Genomic DNA, 22,285 nt, shown 5'->3' on the forward strand with positions numbered 1-22,285 from the left:
GATTACGTGTGCGCCATTCGTGATTGTAGCCAACTGCGAGAGAATTTGAGGTCTTTCTCTATCAGGCTTGCGCTGCATTCGAGTAGCTCACTGATTTCTTGGTTTTTCATGCCCATTAAATACTTGAGTTTGAGTGCGCTCGATTGGCGTGGATAGCGGCTACTGAAACTATCCAGAGCTTTATCCATGATAATCAATTGCTCGAAACGATCTTCTTCATCTCTCATCAATGTAATGTGTTGACGCTTTTGTGCTTGGTGCGAGCGTGCGTTGTCGATCAAGATTTGACGCATCACTTTGGCGGCCATCAAAAAGAAATCGCGCTTTGTTTCAATTTCACTCATGTCGCAGTTGGACATTTTCAGGTAAGCATCATGAATTAATGCCGTGGTGCTGTTGACGCTGTCTGCCAGTACTTTGTTGTCGGTGCCGTACTTTTCTGCATTTCGTTCACGCTCGTGCTGGGCGATCTTACGCAACTGTAAATAAGCAAACTGATAGAGCTCGCTCTCAGCTCGTTTATCACCAGATTGCCATTGTTGAATGATTTGTGTCAGTGCTACTGCTGTTGCCATGGTTATACATCCTCGCTCACTTTGACAAATTCAGAAATGGTGTGGGTTTCAATGCGATCGGAACCGTCTTGGTTGCGCAGAACATTTTGTTGATAGCGATATAAAATGCCTTGCTCCCAAGTTGCACCAGCTGGCAAGTATTCCCAGGTGGTGTAATTGATTTCAGATGGGGTTGTTGACCAACGTACCATGACGTTCATTTGCGCGAGTTCGGCTTTGGGGGCGCTATTGTTGACCCACCACATGTCGGCAAATTCGCGGGTAACATCTTGGGTGTACAGGCTTGTATCGGTTGGGCAGGTGTCCGTATTTTGCGGCAGTCGCATGACTTGTTGGTGGCGCATCAATAGGCACGATTGTGTCATGGACTGTTGGTGGTATTCGGTTTGCTGCCACACACCGAGGTAGTCAATGTCGTGTTCGCTAGTATTGGGATACGTAAACCAGAGCATTTCTGTGCGGTTATTGTGTTGGATGTTTTTTTTACGCCCGAGACCTTGTACTTTTTCCATCAATAACTCGGTGCTCGGATCAAAATTGAGGGCAACGGAGCGGTACTTCCAGTCGCCTTCATCATCGAAGTCTTCGAGAGAGAAGCCATTCAAGTCGTTGCGGGTGCACCCTGTGATTGAACAACCAACAATATTAAACCAATCCGCAAACTTGCTTATCGGTTCGACGACATCTTCCGTGATAGGGCGTTTCATCGAGAGGAAGCAGCCTTGAAAATGATCGCCAATGCTTGGGTGTTCAATCAATGAGTCTTTGGTGATGGTGAATCGAGTTTCACCAATAGGAGGACGATATTTGGGATGATGCTGATAGCGTAGATCGTAAGCACAAGCGCGGCCTTGCCAATCCTTCTTTTTGATGACGATGTTTTTGAACGTCATGTCGCGAGGTTCAAAAATGATCTCATCAGAGGAAAAATTTTTTTCAATGTACTGCTGGCTTTCGTTTAGGTGCTCAATCGCCTCATTGACAGATACCCAATCGAGATTGAGGTAGCGTTTAGCGTCATCCAGGTAATTGAGATCAAGGCCTTTGAGCTGGCTTTGAAAGTGAGGATCAGACAGCACACGGTTTGCTAGGACAATTTCCTCACGATTCTCAGGCGTGCTGTCGAGAGAAAGCAGCAGACGCGTCATATTGATGCTGCGGCTAGGTTTGGTTGTCGCCATCGTCGGCGTCAGCACTTCTTGGCTTGATAAGGTCGTCAGCAGATAACCTTTATCATCGTTACCAAGGAAGAAGCTAATTACATCACCGGGTTGGTAATGAAATGCTCCTTGCTGAGTGACGCCAGTGATATTGGAACTGGTTTTGTAATACAGGCCAGTCACTGGGGCGTCGATAAAGTAGCCTTGCTTCAAGGTTGAAGCTGGTGGGTGTGAAGTGGCAACTGAAACGTCTGCTGCCAACGTGGACGTAGCCGTCAATGCAGACAGCCAAAATACCACTGAACGTGTATACATCTTGTTTTAAGCCTTATTGGTTGGTGCTGTCCTTAGACGCACAATTTGGCTGACAACTCATTGGTGTAGTTAGGTGCTTCTCTGGCACCGGTGTCATCATCGCCAACAACATTTTTTGTTTTATATGTTTGGGGATATCTGGGTTAGAGAGTATCCGCCTTCGTGTTAACTCCATCATGGAGTTCACTGAGAGATGTTCGACATTTTGCCCCTTCGCGTGGAAGATGAGGCGAGTCATTTCGTACATCATATCTTCTGCAATCTTCTTCTCTTGTTGCAGCTGGATATTCTTTTGCATCATGGCGCTGCCAAATAACACACCAGAGAGCACAATGATGCCTGACAATACCGAAGCAAGGGGACGTCGTTGTACCAAGCGAAAGGCGCTATACAATGGCCAGTTTTTTTTCTGCTCGATTGGACGGCGTTCGATAATTCGTTCGATATCAATGCGCAATGCTCGAACATTGATATATCGCATTTGAGTGGCAGGACGCGTTGCGCGTCTTATCACCCAGTAAACATCAGACCAAATTGTTGGTGATGGAAACATCAAAGCGAGAATTTTGCCTAAGGAGTACACGTCGCTTTGCTCTGTTAGAACCTGTCCTGCTTGCTGCTCTGGGCTGGCAAAATTTTGGCTAAACGCAATCAGCGCTGAGGGTGAATCTTCTCGGTTGGAGTGCGCTTTTTGAGTCAAGTTGAAGTCAAGCAGCTTGGGACGCTTGCTACGATCAATCAGTATATTTTCTGGTTTTAGATCGGCATGCAAAACCTGGTGCTGATGGGCGTGCTCCATCGCCTGACAGATCTGCTTAAACAGCAGCAGCTTCTCCGTTTTTTCTAGCTTATTTTCAGATAGGTACTCATCCAAAGTTTGACCAAACACCCGCTCCATCACGATGTAAACCGAATCTTGATGGAGACCGCCGTCAAACACTTTCGCGATGTAAGGATGGTTTAGACGCGCGAGAAGTTGAGCTTCATCGAAGAGTGCGCGTTGCCCTAACACATTGCTCAAATTGCTTTGAATAAACTTGATAGCCAGATCTTGCTCGAACGTTTCATCTGCACGTAGAGCTGCGTATACGACACCCATGCCACCACGCCCCAACTCATGAGTTAGGCGGTACTTACTGATGATTTCTCCGCTTAGATCGACGTCTTGGTTCGTTGCCTGATGAGCACCAAAATAAAGTAACTGCGTTAGTTGTTCTTCCGGTGTCTCGTTGGCTAAAAGAGGAACGAGTTGTCGATACAGCTCAGGTTGACTTCGTTGCAATGCTTGGAGGTATTGCTGCTTTTGGGAGTCGTCCAGATCAAGCAGGTGGTAGTAAATCTGGGTTTCGCTAGAGCCTAACTGCACTGTGACTAATGTCTTATTCTTTTAGGTACGGCATTTTATAAGAACTTTGATATAAATGTCATTTATTTATTCGGTTTTGATTCACAATCCATGAAACGCAATTTGATGGCTAATGGAGTAATAACGTCATGATTTTGCGAATTATTTTCACTGAACTTGTCGGCAGAGAGTCTATTCGTCATAATGTTACTTGTAACATTACTGATAAATCACATATTTATGGCTCAACAGAATAAGAAAACTCGTACGACATTGCAGGATGTCGCAGACCAGGTTGGCGTCACGAAGATGACCGTTTCACGCTATATGCGTAACCCTGAATCGGTGGCAGAAAAGACTCGGGCCAAGATTGCGACTGCGATTGAAGAGATGGGTTACATCGAAAACCGTGCACCGGCGATGTTGTCAAAGTCCTCCAGTAAAGCCATTGGTATTTTACTGCCGTCTTTGTCCAACCAAATTTTTGCTTCCTTTGTTCAGGGCATAGAGATGGTGACCAAAGCCAATGGCTATGAGACGCTTTTAGCGCATTTTAGCTACGATGAGCTTGAAGAAGAGCGCAAGATCGCGTCATTACTCTCTTATCAAGTCGATGGACTTATTCTAACTGAAAGCCATCACACGCCGCGTACATTACAGATGATCAAAAATGCGGGCATTCCGGTGGTCGAAACCATGGAACTGCCATCGGAGCCGATTGATATGGCGGTTGGACTCGATCATGAAGATGCGTCGTACACCGTGGTTAAGCAGATGCTAGATACGGGGAAGCGTACAATCGTCTATTTTGGCGCGCGTCTGGATACGCGAACCAAATTGCGGATGCAAGGTTACGATCGCGCGATGACAGAAGCAGGGCTAGAACCCAAACATGTATTAACTGGTGATCATTCTAGTTTTTCTTTAGCGCATGATTTGCTCGAACGCGCACTGGAAACGCACCCAACGCTCGATGGGGTGTTCTGTACCAACGATGACATCGCAATTGGCACCATGCTGAGTGCGCAGCAACGTGGCATTCAAGTTCCACAGCAATTGGCAGTGGCGGGCTATAACGCGCTGGATATCGGTCAAACCATCAGCCCGAAACTGATCAGCGTTGATACGCCGCGTTTCCAAATTGGTGTAAAGAGCGCAGAGCTATTAATTGCGCGCCTGAAAGGCGAAACGCAAGAAGAAAAAGTCTTCGATATGGGGTATCAGATCACGTCGGGAGAGAGTGTTTAACTAATTGTTAACTGCTCTTTGTATTCGCTCATCAATGGTATTGGTAGGTTAGGGTATGGCACATCAGCTGGATGCATTGGATCTCAACTTAATGCGTTTATTAAAAGCCGTGGTGGAAAACCGCAGCATCAAGCTGGCCGCAATGCAGCTTGGCATTTCTCAACCGAGCGCCAGCCGCGGCGTGATGAAGTTGAAGCAAGTGTTTGATGACCCGCTTTTTGTGCGTAAAGCACATGGGGTAGAGCCATCACCCATGGCGATTCGTCTCGCCGCCGAGTTCGACAATATGGTTGCACCACTGGAAAAAGTGGTGCAAGAATTTGAAGTGTTCGACCCACTGCAATACCAAGGGCAGATTGCGATTGTAACTGACCCTTATTTGATGGATGAACAAGGGCAGCGACTGCTCACTGGCTGTCATCGAGCCTTTCCCAAAGCGCACTTTGCCTTTTCCAGCTGGAATACTTACTCGCACGATGAAATGTTAGAAGGCGAGCACGATTACTGCATTCTTGACCAAGAGACCGAGCTGTCGAAAGACATTTACATGCGCCCGTTATTCGTTGAAAAACGAGTGATTTTGGCGCGCAAAAACCACCCAACGTTGTCGAAAGTCAGCAATGATTGGGACACGGTGTCCAAACTACCACTCGTCTCTTTGCCTGCGCCTGCATCATATAAACCGCTTTGTACCGTGGAGTCCGAGTATCGACGTATGGGTTATGAGCCAGTAGTGTTACTGAAGTCCTATAATTTGCGTTTGGCTTGCCAAATGTTGCAAGAAACCGACGCGATTATGTATGCCAGTCAAAGCTCGGCATTGTTGATGCCAGAACTCGCCTCTTACGCAATGCCACCGGTTAATCGTGAGTTCAGTCAGTTTGTGGTCTCTGGCGGTTTCCTTCAAACCAACCGCAACCATCCTTTGCACAGACACCTACATAAAGTGGTGCGACAAACCCTCAATACGCCGCTGATTTTTACGCAGTGACGTCACCTGATGGCATCAGCTGAATGAGAGAGCAGATGCTTTAACCTTATCAATGTTGTGTGATTACATAGACAACTTATTTCTTAAGATATTCAAAAATGAATATCTCAATTACCTGTCTCTTTTTCCTACCCAGCGCTAACCTTATCTCAAATAGTCAGGAGAAGTGGCTCATTTTTATCTTTTTAACTTTTTGAATGTCGATACAGGTACGTGGCATTCACCATTCTCCGTTATGCATTTTTTTAATTTCTGATGGAGGATTAATCATGCTAGTTGCACGTCTATTTTTATTGCTCGCCATCGTTGCCGAAGTGGCTGGCACCAGCACTATGTCTCTTATCGGACAAGGGCACGGGTGGTGGGGCTACATCGTAATGTATGTGCTGATCGCAATCTCTTACTACTTTCTCGCGTTTGCCGCGAAGAAAATATCTATCGGTGTGGCATACGCTGTCTGGGAAGGGTTAGGTATCTCGTTGATCACCGTGGTGTCGATCATCGCCTTTGATGCCAACTTAAACCATCAAGAGTTGTTTGGTTTGATGTTAGCCGTTGTTGGCATTGTGTGTGTGACCTTAGGGGAATCACATGGTCAACCTAACGCCAAGAAAAATGCCGATAAACCGGCAAAAGAACGTTCATTTTCTACTAGTACAAGGTGCGAATCATGAGTCAATTTTTTACGATGTCATTTGGATTTGTCGTGATGGCTGCCTTGGTCGATATCATGGCCAATATGGCGCTGACACGCTCAAAAGGTTTTAAATATAAAGGCTGGGGCATTGCGGCGATTGTGTTGGTACTGACAGCATTCACGCTGTTGGCACAAGCGGTGAAAGAGATCGACTTAGCCATTGCTTATGCCTCTTGGGGTGCGATCGGTATCTTGGGTACCGCAGTGGGTGGAGCCTTGCTGTTTAAGCAGAAACTCAAGCCAATCGGCTGGTTTGGTATCTTTGTGGTGATTGCTGCCGTCGTGGTGATGAAGACCGCTTGATGTAATTTAATGAATGCTAGATATCGTCATTCTGAGTAGCAAGAGACGAGTGTGATTCAGAATCTACCAACAAAAAGTGCTGTGGAAGAGGGGTTTTCTCTGGCTTCACAGCACCTTGATATTAGATTCCTGATCTCGCCTAGGCTCGTCGGAATGACGGACTCATTCATTTTTAAAAAGAACAGAGGCCAATCCTAAAGTTCGTCATTTTGAACAGCAAGAGACGAGTGTGATTCAGAATCTACCAACACAAAAGTGTTTCGGCAGAGGTGTTTTCTCTGACTTCACAGCACGTTGATATTAAATTCCTGATCTTGCTTAGGCTTGTCTAAATGACGAGGTTTTTCTTCTCGCCTTAAACAATGAAGCTTGCGCCTTCTTCTGCGCTAGAGACGTTTTGGCGGATCACGCTAAACAAGCCTCGTCCCCAAGTTTGTTGGGTCGATTCGGTATCGAAATGAATCAACTCGCGACCAGTGGTATCGCTTAAGTTGTTCAGTTCGCCCGTTTGGCAATCCAGATGAATCAAATCACCGTTGCGCACCAAACCAATCGCGCCACCACGAATGGCTTCTGGAGAAACGTGAATCGCAGACGGAATTTTACCGGATGCACCAGATAAACGACCGTCCGTCACTAGCGCGACTTTAAAGCCCGCTTTTTGCACGTTCCCTAAAATTGGCATCAGCTTGTGCAGTTCAGGCATGCCATTTGCCGCTGGGCCGTTGTGTGTGACCACAACGATGCAATCTTTGTTCAGCTCGCCACGTTTGTACGCGGCCTCCACTTCGTGTTGGCATTGGAATACGATCGCTGGTGCAACAATCACGCGTTGCTCTTCTTTCACCGCAGACACTTTCACCACGGCTTTGCCTAAGTTGCCAGTCAGTACGCGAGTGCCGCCAGTGTTTTGGAAAGTGGCGTCCGGTTTGGCGATCACGTCACCGTCTTGGCTGCCTTGGCACGGTGTCCAAGTCAGTTGGCCATCGACAAGACTCGGTAGCGTCATTTGGTCTTCAAATTCACCAAACACGGGTTTCACATCGCGATGCAAAAGCCCGGATTGGTTCAAGCGGTGCAATAACGCTGGCACGCCCCCCGCGTCTTGGAACGCGTTCATATCGGCTGGGCCGTTCGGGTAAACGCGAGCTAACAAAGGAACCACATCCGACAGATCGCTGATGTCTTGCCACGTGAGCAAGATGCCAGCAGCACGTGCCACGGCGATCATATGAATGGTGTGATTGGTGCTGCCGCCAGATGCAAGTAGAGCGATGATGCCGTTGACCAAGCTCTTTTCTGTGACCACCTCGGCCAACGGACGGAAGTGTGCAGAACCCGCCGTCATTGAGGCGATTTTCAGAGCCGCGTGATCGGTTAACGCTTTACGCAGTTGGGTATGGGGATGGATGAATGCCGAACCTGGCAGCATCAAGCCCATGGCTTCGAACACCAACTGGTTGGTATTGGCGGTGCCGTAAAACGTACACGTACCCGCAGAGTGGTAAGCGCGACACTCCATATCCAGCAGAGCGTCTTTGCCGACTTCTCCCGCTGCGTATTTTTGGCGCACGTCGACTTTCTCTTCGTTGCTGATGCCCGTAGCCATCAGACCCGCTGGTACAAACGCAGTCGGTAGATGCGCGTAAGACAGCGCGCCCATCAGTTGCCCCGGGGCGATTTTGTCACAGATACCAAGCAGTAATGTGGCATCAAAGACATTGTGACTCAAAGACAACGCCGTTGATTGCGCAATTAAGTCACGCGAAAACAGCGACATATCCATGCCTGCTTGACCTTGAGTCACCCCATCGCACATCGCTGGCACACAACCTGCGACTTGCGCTGTATGGCCGTAGTCCGCCAGCACTTGTTTGATTTGCACTGGGTAATCTTGGTACGGCTGGTGGGCGCTCAACATGTCGTTGTAGGCGCTGATCAGCGCGACATTGGCATGAGTAAAATCGAGAATATTTTTCTTTTCAGAAGAGCAAGAAGCGGCGACTGCATGGGCTAAGTTACCACAAGATAAACCAACACGGCCTTTGCCAGCTTCGGCTTGCACTTCGGTGCGAGCAAGAAAGGCAGCGCGCGCTTCACGGCTGCGCTCGGTCAAGCGTTGTGTGACCTCAAGAACAACAGAGTGAGTCATTACGCCACCTCGATCGCTTGCATTTTGATTAGCTCAGCGGCAGAGCGTTCCACCACGTCGCTGATGTCTCCGTCGATACTGACGATCAGAGTTTGAGGCTCGTTGTCTGGGCGCTCTAGTGTCTCGAATTGGCTCTTCACCATGTTTTCTTTCATGAAGTGGCCTTTGCGCATACGCATGCGATTAAGGATCAACTCCCTATCGCCATCAAGGAACAGGAAGGTCACGTTGTTGTTGCCTTCGCGGATCTGATCGCGGTAAATCTTTTTCAGTGCTGAACAGACAATAATGCCGTGTTCGTTTTTGCTTTCTAGGCTGTACGCCGCATCACGAATGCGTTCTAGCCATGGCTTGCGATCATCATCGTTCAGAGGCTGGCCCGAAGCCATTTTCTGAATGTTCGCTCGTGGATGAAGATCATCACCATCAATGAATTTACGCCCTAGCTTTTTCGCTAGATGCTCACCAATTGTGCTTTTACCACTAGCACAAACGCCCATAACGATGACACTACTACCAGCCATAACTTATCCTCATAACCAAATTTGCGCGTGATCTCAATTTTTGAATTCACTTTAAAATATGGGTTTATCTTATTCATGTTATCGGTAACATGTTACCGGTAATTGAAATAAATGTGAACCATAACACAAACAATAATTCTTAAAGGTGAACCTATGGAGCAATTAACCCAAGCCCCAGATCCTACGTTCCTACTGACGATTGCAGGCCTTGCCATTGCAGCGTTACTCGTTCTGATCATTAAACTGAAAGTCCATGCTTTTGCTTCCCTTACTATGGTGAGTTTAGGTACGGCAATCGCCACTGGCGTTCCTTCAGAGAAAGTCGTATCGACCATGATGGGCGGCTTCGGCGGCACGCTGGCTTCCGTGGCATTGCTGGTTGGTCTCGGTGCGATGATCGGTAAAATTCTTGAAGTGACTGGCGGTGCGAAAGTGCTGGCAGACACTTTGATTGGTCGCTTTGGTAAAGAGCGCGCACCATTTGCTTTGGGCGTCGCTTCATTACTGTTTGGCTTCCCAATCTTCTTCGATGCTGGCCTTGTAGTGATGATGCCAATCATCCTAAGTGTGGCGGCTCGTTTTGGTGGCTCACCAATTAAATACGCGTTGCCTGCAGCTGGTGCTTTTGCGGTTATGCACGCGTTTGTTCCACCACACCCAGGTCCGGTTGCAGCGGCAGAATTCCTTGGTGCAAACATCGGTCTGTTATTGGTGGTGGGTATTCTGGTGGCTATTCCAACTTGGTACCTTGGCGCTTACCTATTTGGTTTGTACGCGGGCAAAAAATTCGATATCCCACTATCTAAAGCCTTCTTTAATGGCGAAGCAATGGTGGATGAGCGCAACGCACCAAAATTTGGCACGGTTATGACCATCCTTGTGCTGCCAGTCCTGCTAATCTGTTTGGATACGGTATTGAACACACTGACGGTTGCAGGTTTGATTGATGGCAAAACGGCACTGGTTGAGTTCCTACGCATGCTAGGTAAAACCCCAGTTGCGTTGCTGATTACTTTGATTGTCTGTCTGGCTGTGTTTGCCAAAGACTACGGCATGGCAAAACTAGAAAAATTATGTGGTGAGTCATTGGCTCCTATCTGTGGTGTTATCCTAGTCACGGGTGCAGGTGGCATGTTTGGCGGCGTACTGCGCTCAAGCGGTATTGGTGATGCACTGGCTGACGTTCTTACAGACACAGGTATGCCTGTGATTGTGGCGGCGTTTGTGATTTCAACCTGTCTGCGTGTTGCTCAAGGCTCGGCAACCGTAGCGCTAACCACTACGGCGGCTCTTATCGCGCCAGTTGTGGCAGCATCAACAGGTTTGAGTGAACTCGACCTTTGCTTTATCGTAATCGCGATTGCGGGTGGTGCAACGGTACTGTCTCACTTCAATGACTCTGGTTTCTGGTTGGTATCTCGTCTGCTTGAGATGGATGAGAAAACCACATTAAAAACTTGGACGGTAATGGAAACGTTACTTGGCGGTATCGCGTTTATTATCGTCGCAACATTAAGCTTTATTCTTTAGAGGTTCCCCATGACAACACTTGAACAACGATTAAGAGAAATCAAAATCGTCCCAGTTATCGCAATCAACGACGTAGCACATGCTCTGCCACTGGCAAAAGTGTTGGTAGAAAACGGTTTACCATGTGCGGAAGTGACATTCCGCACCGAAGCGGCGGCGGAGTCGATTCGCATCATGCGTGAAGCGTACCCAGAACTGTTGATTGGCGCGGGCACCGTTCTGACCACAGAACAAGTGGATATCGCCATCGAAGCGGGCGTGGACTTTATCGTTAGCCCAGGCTTCAACCCAACCACAGTGAAATACTGTCAGCAACGTGGCGTGACTATCGTACCGGGTGTAAACAACCCAAGCTTGGTTGAGCAAGCGATGGAAATGGGTCTGCGTACGTTGAAGTTCTTCCCTGCTGAGCCATCAGGCGGCGTAAACATGTTGAAAGCACTCACGGCGGTTTACCCAGTTGAATTCATGCCAACAGGTGGCGTAAGCCCATCCAACGTGGAAGATTACCTAGCGCTGAAATCGGTTGTAGCTTGTGGCGGTACTTGGATGGTGCCAACCGCAATGATGGACAACGGCGATTGGGAAGGCATTGCTGAATTGGTTCGCGCAGTTAAGTAAAACGCACAAACGGCCCCGAAATACCCCCGAACGTTAGAAAACGTGATACGAAAAAGGGTCATCAAGTTACTTGATGACCCTTTTGCTTTTGGGAATGAAACGGTTTTAGAAGTGATGCTTCATAAAGCGCTTAATAAAGCGAATGAAATCTGCTTCGGCTAGCTTCGCGCACTTCAATGTTTGGGCGTGAGACAATTCTACATCTCCCAAGCCTTCTGCCATGTTGGTGATCGCACACACTGCCAATACGGGTAAGCCGCAATGCGCCGCAGAAATCACTTCTGGCACGACCGACATGCCCACCACATCACCACCGATGATTTGCATCATGCGGATTTCGGCTGCGGTCTCAAAGTTGGGGCCTGTGTAAGAGACAAACACACCTTCATTCAGGTGAATGCCATTGGCTTTTCCGACTTCAAACGCTTCTGCGCGCAGGTCTTTGTCGTACGCATTGGCGAGGCTGAAGAACCTCGGGCCGTACTCTTCATCATTCGGACCGATCATTGGCGATTCAGGCATGGTATTGATGTGATCATGAAATACCACCAGAGAGCCGACATCAATACGCTCAGGGCGAAGTGAGCCTGCCGCGTTGGTGACGAGCAGAAACTCACAGCCCAGCTTTTTAAAGGTGCGTACGGGCGTGGTCATGACCTTCATTGAGCCGTGTTCGTAGTAGTGACCGCGACCTTTCATGCACACTACGTCTACGCCGCCCATGGTGCCAAGTACCAACTCACCAGAGTGGCCTTGCACGGTGCTAACCGGAAAGCCTTCGAGCTCTTCGTATGGAATGACCACTTTGTCTTGTAGCTCGTCTGCCAATACGCCTAAGCCAGAGCCTAAAATAAACGCCGCTTTAGGTTGGAAGTTTGGTTTGCGTTCGCGAATGGTTTGTAGCGCGCCGATTACTGGATCGTGATTCATGTTAGTCACCTTCTGGTTGTGTGTTGATTCCATTGTGTGACTTTCTGCGCTGGTTATCTTTGCTTTATTCGCTACTATCATCCTTAAAAAGAGGATGATGAAATTCGCTAGGACTCAATGCATGAAGTCAGAACCATTTGAGCGCGTGACGCTGAAGATGCTGCGTTACTTTTACGAGGTCGCACAAACCAAGCATTTCACTAAGGCGGCCGAGAACCTCAATATCACCAATTCGCCGTTGAGCAATCGCATCAAAGAGTTGGAAGAGGTGCTTAACGTCAAACTGTTTGAGCGTGATTCAAGAAACGTCATGCTAACGGAGGCTGGACGATTGTTGGAGTCCAAATGCCAACTGATTTTTCAGACCTTAGATGTCTCGCTCAATCAAGTGCAGCAAGTGGGTTTGAACCAGAGAAATATCTTGCGAGTTGGTGTGGTAAGTAGTGCATTTTGGGGCGGATTTGATCGTTTGTTACAGCGCTTCCATGCTGAGCATAGCACTTATCACGCCGACATTTTTGACCTTAACCCAGAGACGCAAAAGAAGCATCTGAGTGAGAAGAAAATCGACGTGGGCATTGTACGTTTTGCCGATGCACTCAACATTTATCCGTATCAGTCGGTGTCTTTGGGCAAAGATGTGTTTGTGGTGGCGGTGTCGGAGCAACATGAGTTAGCCAGCAAATCTTTGCTGCGACTCCAAGATTTAAAGACGTGTGAGTTTGCGTTTATGAGTTTGGCGAATTCTGCCTCGGCAAACTTCATCATTAATGCCTGTCTGCAAGAAGGCTTTTCACCCCATATTGGCAAACAAGTGGTGGAGCCAAGCACCTTGATGGCGTATGTGGCAAACAGCAATACCGTGACGTTGGTGCCGTCGACGTTTTCTCAGCATCATTGGCATGGGATTCGTTTTATCAAGCTGAAAGAATCACTGCGTGCAGACTTGTGTCTGATTCATGACGGTAAGCAGGAGAGTGCTATCAAAGCCGAGTTTATTCGCACGTTATTGGAGAACGCGAGTTAAGCATGGGCTAACAAAAAAAGGTCACCCTAAGGTGACCTTTTCAAATGATTCGCTGAAATCAGCAATGCGATTAGCGCGTAATTAACGCATCGTTACGAACTCTTCAGAGCCCGTTGGGTGGATAGCCACAACAGAGTCGAAGTCTGCTTTGGTTGCGCCCATCTTCATTGCTACGCCGAAGCCTTGGATCATTTCATCTACCGTGAAACCGATGCCGTGTAGGCCAACAACCGTTTCTTCTTCGCCCGCACATACAAGCTTCATCTTACATGGTTGACGGTGCTTAGTAACAGCGGTGTACATCGCAGTAAAGCCAGATGTGTAGACTTTGATGTTGTCTTTGCCGTACTTCTCTTCTGCTTCTTGCGTTGTTAGACCGATAGTGCCGATTGGTGGGTGGCTAAATACCACAGTTGGTACCAAATCGTAGTCCATCTTCGCGTTTGGTTTGTTGTTGAAAAGACGCTCAGAAAGTTGACGACCCGCTTTCACTGCTACTGGTGTTAGTTCGATACCGCCTTCCATGATGTCACCCACACAGTAGATGCCTTTCACGTTAGTTTCTTGGTATTCGTCTACCTTGATGTAGCCTTTTTCGTTCGTTGCCACGCCGGTTGACGCTAGGTTGATTGCGTCTGTCGCTGGGTGACGACCGATTGCCCAAATCAGTTGGTCAACGTTTTGGCTTTCACCGTTTTCTAGGTGCAGAGTTAGGCTGCCATCGGCTTCTTTTACCACTTCTTTTGGTACAGAGTGGGTGTGCAGTTTTGGACCTTCTGCGTCCATCACTTCAACCAACGTATCGATGATCATTGGATCGAAGCTACGTAGTGGTGACTCTTTACGTACGAACAGGTGTGTTTCTGTACCTAGCGCGTGCAGTACGCCAGCAATTTCAACTGCGATGTAGCCTGCGCCCACAACCGCAACGCGTTTTGGTTGCTCTGCTAGGTCGAAGAAGCCGTTTGAATCGATGCCGTATTCAGCGCCTGGAATGTTTGGAATAGTAGGACGACCACCAACCGCGATCAGGATGTGATCTGCTGTGTAGTGTTCACCGTTTACTTCGACAGTTTTTTCGTCAACAAACTTAGCAAAGCCTTTAATCACGTTTACTTTATTGTTGCCAAGAACGCGATCGTAAGATTGGTGAATACGACCAATGTACGCCTGACGGCTCTCAACCAGTTTGCTCCAGTTGAAACCTTTCACGTCGACATCAAAACCGTAATCTTCTGCGTACAGGTTCATTGCTTCTGCGATTTGCGCGCCATGCCACATCACTTTTTTCGGTACACAACCTACGTTTACACAGGTACCGCCAAGGTCTTGAGCTTCGATTAGCGCAACTTTCGCGCCGTACATCGCCGCACGGTTTGCAGATGCGATGCCGCCACTGCCGCCACCGATACAGATATAGTCAAAATGAGTCGCCATTACTTTCTCCAAGAGCTTATAAATTTTATCTGGTACATAGATAGATTGGGATGACCTTGTCCGAACTCAATGCCACCGTTATCCCACTATCATAAATCGAATTCGACTAATTCCTAAATGGGAAAAAGCGACAATACTTATGACAAATAGCGATGAGAGGCACAAAAAGAAGAATAAGCACGACTGGAGGGAGAAGGTGAGAGCATAAAAAAGCGCAACGAGAATATCGTTGCGCTTGAAGATATCGGTACTGAAGTGCTTACTCTGGCACAATCCAGTCCACTTTCCAGTGGCCAGTTGCTGGTGCAATCGCGTCTTGCAGGAATGGCAGAATCTCTTTCATCTGGCTTTCCAGTTTCCATGGCGGGTTAATCACAATCATGCCGGATGCCGTCATGCCGCGCTCGTTGGTATCTGGTGCAACACCTAACTCGATTTGCAGAATTTTACGAATGCCCAGTGCTTCCAAGCCTTCGATCATATCTTCGATGTCGTGACGGTTTACCACTGGGTACCAAATCGCGTAGATACCGGTTGCCCAACGTTTATGGCTCTGATGAATCGCTCGTACCACATCGCGGTACTCTTTCGCGAGTTCGTATGGTGGGTCAATCAGCACCAAACCACGACGCTCTTGTGGCGGTAAGCTTGCTTTGAGGCGTTGGAATCCGTCTTCTTTGAAGATGCTCACTTGGCGATCACGATGGAATTCTTGCTCTAACAATGGGTGATCGGCCGGGTGCAACTCGGTCAGCACCATGCGATCTTGTGGGCGGATTTGCGCGCGCGCTACACGTGGTGAGCCTGGGTAGTAACGCAGCTTCTCGCCGTTGTTGAGCACTTTAATGGCATCGATGTAGCTTTTGATGTCTTCAGGAGTGCTTGGGTTATCCCAAATACGTGCGATGCCTTGTTTGTATTCGCCCGTTTTTTCAGACCATTCGTGAGTCAGATCGTAACGGCCCACACCCGAGTGGGTATCGTGATAAACGAATGGCTTATCTTTTTGTTTCAGCGCATCAAGAATGAGGCTTTGAACGATGTGTTTGACCACGTCGGCATGGTTGCCAGCGTGGAAGCTGTGGCGGTAACTTAACAAATTAAACTCTCGAAACACTCTTTGGCTGAGTGTGGTCTGTGATTTTCACTCTATGGCGGTATTATACTCAAGTAACTTAAAGATGTAGAACTTCCAATCAAATCTGTTCCTCTGATAAGGGGACGCTATTGAAATTTCTTTAAGTCACCCACACTTACTATTGGTAATCGAATTGAACTAGGTGAGTTTCTCGCACTCAAAAGGGTGTGAAATTTCATTTAGGTATAACAAGACTCAAGGACAGAGTAGCGCTGGTTGACTATATGATGGTCATCGCGGCATAGAGAAAGGGAACGGAGCTCCCCCAATCCATGTTGCTGGCTCGTCTGTACATTGAGTTGGCCTATCTACACAAAATAGACAGGCAATCACAGAGTCAAAACACAAAAGGAATTATTCATGTCTAATCCTCTTCTGACGTTTACGGACCTACCTCCGTTTTCTCAAATTAAACCAGAACACATCAAGCCAGCCGTTGAGCAAGCGATTGCTGACTGCCGAGCAAAAATCGATGAAGTTCTACAAGACAACGCTCACCCAACTTGGGACAGTGTGATTGCGCCAATTGAAGAAGCGGATGATCGCTTAAGCCGCATCTGGTCGCCAGTGGGTCACATGAACTCGGTAGTGAACAGCGAAGAGCTACGTGAAGCTTACGAAAGTTGCCTACCAATTTTGTCAGAGTACGGCACTTGGGTTGGTCAGCATAAAGGGTTGTACGAAGCGTACAAAACCATCAAAGCGAGCGAAGAATTTGCAACGTTAACTCGTGCCCAGCAGAAAACCATCACTGATGCACTGCGTGATTTCGAGTTATCAGGCATTGGTTTGCCATCCGATGAGCAGCACCGTTACGGCGAGATCAGCAAACGTATGTCTGAGCTGAGCTCTAAATTCTCTAACAATGTGCTGGATGCCACCATGGGTTGGACCAAGCACATCACAGACGAGAAAGACCTAGCAGGTATGCCAGAATCGGCGCTGGCAGCAGCGAAAGCCGCTGCAGAAGCAAAAGAGTTAGATGGTTACCTAATTACGCTAGATATCCCATCTTACCTACCTGTCATGACGTACTGCGATAACCAAGAGTTGCGTAAAGAAGTGTACGAAGCGTACGTGACGCGCGCTTCTGATCGAGGTCCAAACGCAGGCAAATGGGATAACTCAGAAATCATTACTGAGCAGCTAAAACTGCGCCATGAAATTTCACGTATGCTAGGTTTCAATACTTACAGTGAAAAGTCGTTAGCAACAAAGATGGCTGAAACGCCGGATCAAGTGCTGGGCTTCCTGAATGACCTAGCGACACGAGCGAAACCGCAAGGTGAACGTGAAGTCGAAGAGTTACGTCAGTTTGCGAAAAGTGAGTTTGGTGTTGAAGAGCTGAACGTTTGGGATATCGCTTACTACAGCGAGAAACAAAAGCAGCACCTGTTCCAAATTTCGGATGAAGAACTGCGCCCATACTTCCCAGAGTCAAAAGTCGTGAGCGGTCTGTTTGAAGTGCTAAACCGCGTGTTTGGCATGACCGTTACTGAGCGCGAAGGCGTAGACACTTGGCATGAGTCCGTGCGCTTTTTCGATATCTTTGATGCTGAAGGCACACTCCGTGGCAGCTTCTACCTAGATCTCTACGCTCGTGAACACAAACGTGGCGGCGCGTGGATGGATGATTGTCGTGGTCGTCGCGTTACGCTATCTGGCGAGCTGCAAACGCCGGTTGCGTATCTAACGTGTAACTTCAACCGTCCTGTAGGCGACAAACCAGCACTGTTCACGCACGATGAAGTCGTGACGCTATTCCATGAGTTTGGTCATGGAATCCACCACATGTTGACGCAAGTTGATACAGGTGCTGTTTCAGGTATTAATGGCGTGCCTTGGGATGCGGTTGAGCTACCAAGTCAGTTCCTAGAAAACTGGTGTTGGGAAGAGGATGCGCTGGCGTTCATTTCTGGTCACTATGAGACAGGTGAGCCGCTACCGAAAGCGATGCTAGACAAAATGCTCGCAGCGAAAAACTTCCAATCTGCGATGGGTATTTTGCGTCAGCTAGAATTCGGCTTGTTCGATTTCACGCTTCACACCGAATATGACCCAGAAGTGGGTGCGCGTGTACTGGAAACTCTGGCGAAAGTGAAAGAGAAAGTCGCGGTAGTTCCTGCGGTTGAGTGGGCGCGTTTTTCACACAGCTTCGGCCATATTTTTGCCGGTGGCTACAGTGCGGGTTACTACAGCTACCTGTGGGCTGAAGTGCTGTCGTCAGACGCGTATTCTCGCTTTGAAGAAGAAGGCATCTTCAACAAAGAGACGGGTCTAAGCTTCCTGAACAACATCCTAGAAATGGGGGGCAGTGAAGAGCCAATGGAGCTGTTTAAGCGCTTCCGTGGCCGCGAGCCACAAATCGATGCACTGTTGCGCCATTCGGGTATTGCGGCGTAAATTGAGCAAAAAACATCAAGGCCAACCGTTCAGTTGGCCTTTTTTGTACATTTTTTATAAAAAATTTTACGGATTTACGTTGCGGTTGATCGGGTTCTGCAACGATATCAATGTCTCTGTGGACTGAACCTCATCAATGGCTTGCAGCTTGTCGATCAGTACAAATTGCAGCTCTTCAATCGATTTGCACATCAATTTGACGAATATGTTATACGCGCCCGTGGTGTAGTAAGCTTCAACGACTTCGTCGAGCGCGTTGAGTTTTTCTAACGCGGAGTGGTAATCACGAGCTGCATTGAGGTTAATACCAATAAAGCAGCACACATCGTAGCCAAGCTTTTTGGTATTGATGATCACCTCCGTTCCCTCGATGATGTCAGCCGACTTCATCTTCTCGATACGCACATGGATAGTGGCAGGGCTGACATCGAACTGCTTTGCCATTTCTGCGTAGGGCGTTCTGGCGTCAGCCATCAGTGTTTTTAATATTGCGCGGTCAAGGTCGTCGAGTTTCGGCAGGCTCGCATTCATACTATGATTTCCGTTAGGGATAGAGTTTTACCTCCCTTTTATACTCATAGCGGATAGGATTCACAAGGTTTGGCAGGAGTAACTGCGGGTTAACTCCGAGCTATGGAGATAATGTGCAGCGTTTTCTGGTTATTGCCGCGCTATGTTGGAGCGCGTTTGCTACGGCCTCAGATCCGAAGGTGTTGGTCGTGCACTCCTATCATCAGGGTTTTTTCTGGACGGACTCCATACAGCGAGGCATCGAGCAACAGCTGGGCGATCGAGCGCTGGACATGCGTGTGCTCTATCTAGACTCGAAACGTAACCAGAGTGAGCAGTTTTTTGCGCAACTAAAATCCTTGTATCTTACGAAATTACGCAAAGAGCGATTCGATGCCATTTTAGTGAGCGATAACAATGCACTTGAACTCATGCAGCGTTTAGCCCCAATCATCAAAGACACCCCAGTTATATTTAACGGCATTAATAACTACCATCCTTCTTTACATCGTTCTCTGAATGCAACCGGAGTCATGGAAGATGTCGATTTGGAAGCGAATCTCGCTCTTATTGAGCGCTTACATCCGAACTACACACAAGTTCTCATCGTCAGTGACCACTCGGTGACCGGTGAGGTGTTGCGTTATCAAATCGACAATTTTGTCCTTAAGTTCCCGCAATATCGAGACAAAATCGTACAAGTTGTCCCAGACAGTATCATCGATCTAAAACAACAAGTCGCAAAACTGAGTTCCGATAAAGTCGTCTTGTTCTGGACCTATTACCGAGATAAACAAGGTATGGTTGGCAGCGAGCGTGACTGGGTTGGTGTCAACAAAGTCTCAAACGCGCCGCTGTTTATGGTGCATGACATTGGTTTGGGTCATGGCGCAGTTGGAGGGGTTATTCAAAGTGGTTATCGGCATGGTATTGAGAGCGCAGAGATGCTTGAGTTCGTTTTGGATAACCCTGATCAGCCTCTGCCTGCAGTGAAAAAAAGTGATTCTGAAATAAAGCTCGATTACCAAGCGGTAGCGCGTTGGGGATTGGGGGCTGAACAAGAGGTTTCTGCGGTATTTTTTAATAAGCCAATGAAGCTTTCTGAACGTTTTGCCAAGGAAATTCGCCTGTTTGGTAGTCTGTTTGTGGTGATGTCGGTGGTCATTTTGCTGATGGGTTATTATTTACAGCGGATGCGTCGCAGTGAGAGCGCTGCGCGAGAAAGCCAGGCTATTCTAGAATCGATTTTCGATCAGAGCATGCAGTATATGGGCATTTTGGATGCCAACGGTGTGCTTAAATCGGGCAACGATCACCTTCAATCCTTACTTTATCACCAAGGACTGCGCTTAGACCGACCACTTTGGTTTCACCCCAACTGGAGTGAAAAAGCACAAGCGTTGCTTGAGGAGTATTTCCACGCGCCTCACCATCAAGTGTCGACGTTTGAAGCTGAAATTTGGAGTAAAGAACACGGCGCATTGGTGTTAGAAGTTTCGCTCAAGCCTTTTTCTCAGCAAGTAGGGAATCATAAGCAATACTTGTTTGAAGCGCGCGATATTACCAGTCGTAAATTGATGGAGGACAAGCTCTACCAACGTGAGTCAACCCTACGCAACTATTACGAGCAGCAGCCCGTGATGATGGTGACGCTTGATAGTAATAACCGAATTCAAGAAGTGAATCGATTTGCTCAACTACTTCTTGGCTACAAACCGATGGACATGCTCGGACATCGCCTGAGGGAGTTCTATTTTGATGACAAAGTGCTGTTCCCTCGCCAAGTGTTATTGCAACCCAACCAGCAAGTGCATGGTGTTTGGCGACGTGAAGTCGAGTATCGTCATGCAAATGGTCATCGTGTTTGGGTGCGCGAGAATATTCGTCCGCTGAGTGAATCTGAGCAACTGCTGATTGTGGGCGAAGATATTACCGAAACCAAACTGCTCTCCGAGAAATTGGAATACCAAGCTCGCTATGACTTACTGACGGGGACTTACAACAGAAACCATTTTGAACTAGAGCTTAAGACCGCACTGTGCGAAGTGGACAGCCATCGTCGAGTCCACGCCATGTTGTACCTCGACTTAGATCAACTAAAAGTCCTCAATGATACGGTTGGGCATGATGCAGGTGATGCGGCGATTCAATTCTGCGCAAGTATGCTGGAAGGCGTTCTGCCGTACAATTCCATCTTGGCTCGAATGGGAGGCGATGAGTTTGCGGTGTTACTCAAAGACTGTGACGAATATGGCGCCATCAATATTGCCAAACTGATCATCTCGACACTAAGCGAACACCTCTTTATTTGGGAAGACACACGCCTGTTCATCAGTTGCTCAATTGGTATCCGTATCATCGATCATACCGCTGATACGCCACAAATGGTGCACGCTCAAGCAGACTCTGCTTGTCACGCCGCTAAAGAGCAAGGCCGTAACCGCTATAATCTATTCAGCTTAGATAACGAAGAGTTGCAGCGTCGTCAGATGGAAATGCAGAGCGTCAATTTGGTGCATGAGGCATTGTCGAATCAACGTTTAGAACTGTTTGCTCAACCGATAAAAAGCTTACAAAAGCACGAGACTCAAATGTATTTTGAGATTTTGGTGCGTATTCGCAATGGGTACGGTGATTATGTTTCTCCTGCGCTGTTTATCCCTGCTTCCGAGCGCTACAACATTGCCCATTGGATTGATAAGCAGGTTATTACTCAAACACTAGAGTGGTTTGAACAGCGTCCTGAGGTGGTTGAACAGCTTGGTCGCTGTTCGATAAACCTTTCAGGTCAATCTATGGGGAATCAAGAGTTTATTGACTTCTTATTGGAGCGATTGGAAAGTTCGACTCTGCCGTGTGAAAAAATCTGCTTAGAAATCACCGAGACAGCGGCGATGAGCAATCTGGATCAAGCCATTGAGTTGTTTACCAAGCTAAAGTCTTTGGGTTGCATGATTGCATTGGATGATTTCGGATCTGGATTGTCTTCATTTGGTTACTTAAAGAAACTTCCTGTCGATATCGTGAAAATTGATGGTCTTTTCGTGCAAGATATCAACGTAAATGAAATGGACCGCGTGATGGTTCGTTCAATCAATGACTTGGCGAAGCAACTAGGCAAAGTGACGGTGGCGGAGTTTGTCGAAAATGACCAGGTCATGCAGCATTTGATAGACCTCGGTGTGGACTACGGCCAAGGCTACGGTATTGGCCATCCTAAGCCGCTTTCTGAGCTAGTGGAGCAACTGACGGCTGTATAACCTCTGCGTAGCAAGCTCAACCTAGCATTAATAGGTAACTTAGGTATACACTCAGCGCCAGTTACCTCGATTTTTATTGGAGCCTCCTTTTGCAACTGCAATTGATCTGTGAAAACCCG

At 47.8% G+C, this 22,285-nt stretch carries 18 protein-coding genes; 9 read left to right on the forward strand and 9 right to left on the reverse strand.

Annotation, left to right across the window (positions count from 1 at the left end):
* Window positions 1–2 precede the first annotated feature (2 nt).
* Genes R7O12_RS19435 through R7O12_RS19445 form a run of 3 tightly spaced genes read right to left on the reverse strand, consistent with a single transcriptional unit; the run spans window position 3 to window position 3,416 of the window.
* Entirely contained in the window at window positions 3–575 is a 573-nt protein-coding gene (locus tag R7O12_RS19435) for a sigma-70 family RNA polymerase sigma factor (protein WP_005379118.1), read from the reverse strand.
* Window positions 576–577: 2 nt separating this feature from the next.
* A complete protein-coding gene (locus R7O12_RS19440) occupies window positions 578–2,050 on the reverse strand; it encodes a hypothetical protein (protein ID WP_042523863.1) in 1,473 nt (490 codons plus the stop codon).
* Window positions 2,051–2,063: 13 nt separating this feature from the next.
* Window positions 2,064–3,416, reverse strand: coding sequence for a serine/threonine-protein kinase (locus R7O12_RS19445; protein ID WP_053349772.1), 1,353 nt, complete (start codon window positions 3,414–3,416; stop codon window positions 2,064–2,066).
* A gap of 219 nt (window positions 3,417–3,635) precedes the next feature.
* Between R7O12_RS19445 and R7O12_RS19450 the strand changes: the two genes are divergently transcribed.
* The 4 genes from R7O12_RS19450 (at window position 3,636) to R7O12_RS19465 (ending at window position 6,634) form a co-directional block, all read left to right on the forward strand.
* Window positions 3,636–4,643, forward strand: a complete 1,008-nt coding sequence (locus R7O12_RS19450) for a substrate-binding domain-containing protein (protein WP_047103689.1) — start codon at window positions 3,636–3,638, stop codon at window positions 4,641–4,643.
* 55 nt (window positions 4,644–4,698) lie between these two features.
* The gene (locus R7O12_RS19455; protein WP_005379132.1) at window positions 4,699–5,634 is read left to right on the forward strand and encodes a LysR family transcriptional regulator; all 936 of its coding nucleotides are present in this window, start codon (window positions 4,699–4,701) and stop codon (window positions 5,632–5,634) included.
* 269 nt (window positions 5,635–5,903) lie between these two features.
* Window positions 5,904–6,308 (forward strand): SMR family transporter, encoded by a 405-nt coding sequence (locus R7O12_RS19460; RefSeq protein ID WP_005379135.1) that lies wholly within the window; start codon window positions 5,904–5,906, stop codon window positions 6,306–6,308.
* Window positions 6,305–6,634 carry an SMR family transporter gene (locus R7O12_RS19465; RefSeq protein WP_005478614.1) on the forward strand — a complete coding sequence of 110 codons (330 nt, stop codon included), beginning with the start codon at window positions 6,305–6,307 and terminating at the stop codon, window positions 6,632–6,634. The genes R7O12_RS19460 and R7O12_RS19465 overlap by 4 nt, the downstream gene beginning before the upstream one ends.
* A 355-nt stretch (window positions 6,635–6,989) precedes the next feature.
* Here the strand turns inward: R7O12_RS19465 and edd are convergent, their stop codons facing one another.
* Window positions 6,990–8,786: a phosphogluconate dehydratase gene (edd, locus tag R7O12_RS19470; protein ID WP_258479502.1), complete on the reverse strand. Its 1,797-nt coding sequence runs from the start codon at window positions 8,784–8,786 to the stop codon at window positions 6,990–6,992.
* Window positions 8,786–9,310, reverse strand: a complete 525-nt coding sequence (locus R7O12_RS19475) for a gluconokinase (protein WP_005379140.1) — start codon at window positions 9,308–9,310, stop codon at window positions 8,786–8,788. The genes edd and R7O12_RS19475 overlap by 1 nt, the downstream gene beginning before the upstream one ends.
* A 153-nt stretch (window positions 9,311–9,463) precedes the next feature.
* Between R7O12_RS19475 and R7O12_RS19480 the strand changes: the two genes are divergently transcribed.
* Together R7O12_RS19480 and R7O12_RS19485 are read left to right on the forward strand one after the other, a co-directional pair.
* Window positions 9,464–10,840: a GntP family permease gene (locus R7O12_RS19480; RefSeq protein WP_275115098.1), complete on the forward strand. Its 1,377-nt coding sequence runs from the start codon at window positions 9,464–9,466 to the stop codon at window positions 10,838–10,840.
* Window positions 10,841–10,849: 9 nt separating this feature from the next.
* Window positions 10,850–11,461: a bifunctional 4-hydroxy-2-oxoglutarate aldolase/2-dehydro-3-deoxy-phosphogluconate aldolase gene (locus tag R7O12_RS19485; protein ID WP_005394384.1), complete on the forward strand. Its 612-nt coding sequence runs from the start codon at window positions 10,850–10,852 to the stop codon at window positions 11,459–11,461.
* Between the two features lie 105 nt (window positions 11,462–11,566).
* Here the strand turns inward: R7O12_RS19485 and xapA are convergent, their stop codons facing one another.
* Window positions 11,567–12,391, reverse strand: coding sequence for a xanthosine phosphorylase (gene xapA, locus R7O12_RS19490; RefSeq protein WP_005379149.1), 825 nt, complete (start codon window positions 12,389–12,391; stop codon window positions 11,567–11,569).
* A 121-nt stretch (window positions 12,392–12,512) separates the two neighbouring features.
* On the opposite strand from xapA, the gene R7O12_RS19495 reads away from it, so the two are divergent.
* A complete protein-coding gene (locus R7O12_RS19495; protein WP_062730780.1) occupies window positions 12,513–13,418 on the forward strand; it encodes a LysR family transcriptional regulator in 906 nt (301 codons plus the stop codon).
* A gap of 81 nt (window positions 13,419–13,499) precedes the next feature.
* On the opposite strand, the gene gorA is transcribed toward R7O12_RS19495, so the two are convergent.
* Together gorA and R7O12_RS19505 are read right to left on the reverse strand one after the other, a co-directional pair.
* Entirely contained in the window at window positions 13,500–14,855 is a 1,356-nt protein-coding gene (gene gorA / locus R7O12_RS19500; protein ID WP_054579538.1) for a glutathione-disulfide reductase, read from the reverse strand.
* Window positions 14,856–15,114: 259 nt separating this feature from the next.
* The gene (locus R7O12_RS19505; RefSeq protein ID WP_205391070.1) at window positions 15,115–15,954 is read right to left on the reverse strand and encodes a 23S rRNA (adenine(2030)-N(6))-methyltransferase RlmJ; all 840 of its coding nucleotides are present in this window, start codon (window positions 15,952–15,954) and stop codon (window positions 15,115–15,117) included.
* Between the two features lie 399 nt (window positions 15,955–16,353).
* Between R7O12_RS19505 and prlC the strand changes: the two genes are divergently transcribed.
* A complete protein-coding gene (gene prlC, locus R7O12_RS19510) occupies window positions 16,354–18,396 on the forward strand; it encodes an oligopeptidase A (protein ID WP_017635033.1) in 2,043 nt (680 codons plus the stop codon).
* A 66-nt stretch (window positions 18,397–18,462) separates the two neighbouring features.
* Here prlC and asnC read toward each other — a convergent pair whose 3' ends face one another.
* Window positions 18,463–18,927, reverse strand: coding sequence for a transcriptional regulator AsnC (asnC, locus tag R7O12_RS19515; RefSeq protein ID WP_005389595.1), 465 nt, complete (start codon window positions 18,925–18,927; stop codon window positions 18,463–18,465).
* A 113-nt stretch (window positions 18,928–19,040) separates the two neighbouring features.
* On the opposite strand from asnC, the gene R7O12_RS19520 reads away from it, so the two are divergent.
* Complete coding sequence (locus R7O12_RS19520; protein ID WP_213891690.1) at window positions 19,041–22,166, forward strand: EAL domain-containing protein; 3,126 nt, start codon at window positions 19,041–19,043, stop codon at window positions 22,164–22,166.
* Window positions 22,167–22,285 lie beyond the last annotated feature (119 nt).

The organism is Vibrio sp. Vb1574 (genome assembly GCF_033338675.1).

Coding starts and splice junctions, on each gene's coding strand:
- R7O12_RS19435 (WP_005379118.1), bottom strand. CDS start 575: ATGGCAACAGCAGTAGCACTGACACAAATCATTCAACAATGGCAATCT.
- R7O12_RS19440 (WP_042523863.1), bottom strand. CDS start 2,050: ATGTATACACGTTCAGTGGTATTTTGGCTGTCTGCATTGACGGCTACG.
- R7O12_RS19450 (WP_047103689.1), top strand. CDS start 3,636: ATGGCTCAACAGAATAAGAAAACTCGTACGACATTGCAGGATGTCGCA.
- R7O12_RS19455 (WP_005379132.1), top strand. CDS start 4,699: ATGGCACATCAGCTGGATGCATTGGATCTCAACTTAATGCGTTTATTA.
- R7O12_RS19460 (WP_005379135.1), top strand. CDS start 5,904: ATGCTAGTTGCACGTCTATTTTTATTGCTCGCCATCGTTGCCGAAGTG.
- R7O12_RS19465 (WP_005478614.1), top strand. CDS start 6,305: ATGAGTCAATTTTTTACGATGTCATTTGGATTTGTCGTGATGGCTGCC.
- edd (WP_258479502.1), bottom strand. CDS start 8,786: ATGACTCACTCTGTTGTTCTTGAGGTCACACAACGCTTGACCGAGCGC.
- R7O12_RS19475 (WP_005379140.1), bottom strand. CDS start 9,310: ATGGCTGGTAGTAGTGTCATCGTTATGGGCGTTTGTGCTAGTGGTAAA.
- R7O12_RS19480 (WP_275115098.1), top strand. CDS start 9,464: ATGGAGCAATTAACCCAAGCCCCAGATCCTACGTTCCTACTGACGATT.
- R7O12_RS19485 (WP_005394384.1), top strand. CDS start 10,850: ATGACAACACTTGAACAACGATTAAGAGAAATCAAAATCGTCCCAGTT.
- xapA (WP_005379149.1), bottom strand. CDS start 12,391: ATGAATCACGATCCAGTAATCGGCGCGCTACAAACCATTCGCGAACGC.
- R7O12_RS19495 (WP_062730780.1), top strand. CDS start 12,513: ATGAAGTCAGAACCATTTGAGCGCGTGACGCTGAAGATGCTGCGTTAC.
- gorA (WP_054579538.1), bottom strand. CDS start 14,855: ATGGCGACTCATTTTGACTATATCTGTATCGGTGGCGGCAGTGGCGGC.
- prlC (WP_017635033.1), top strand. CDS start 16,354: ATGTCTAATCCTCTTCTGACGTTTACGGACCTACCTCCGTTTTCTCAA.
- asnC (WP_005389595.1), bottom strand. CDS start 18,927: ATGAATGCGAGCCTGCCGAAACTCGACGACCTTGACCGCGCAATATTA.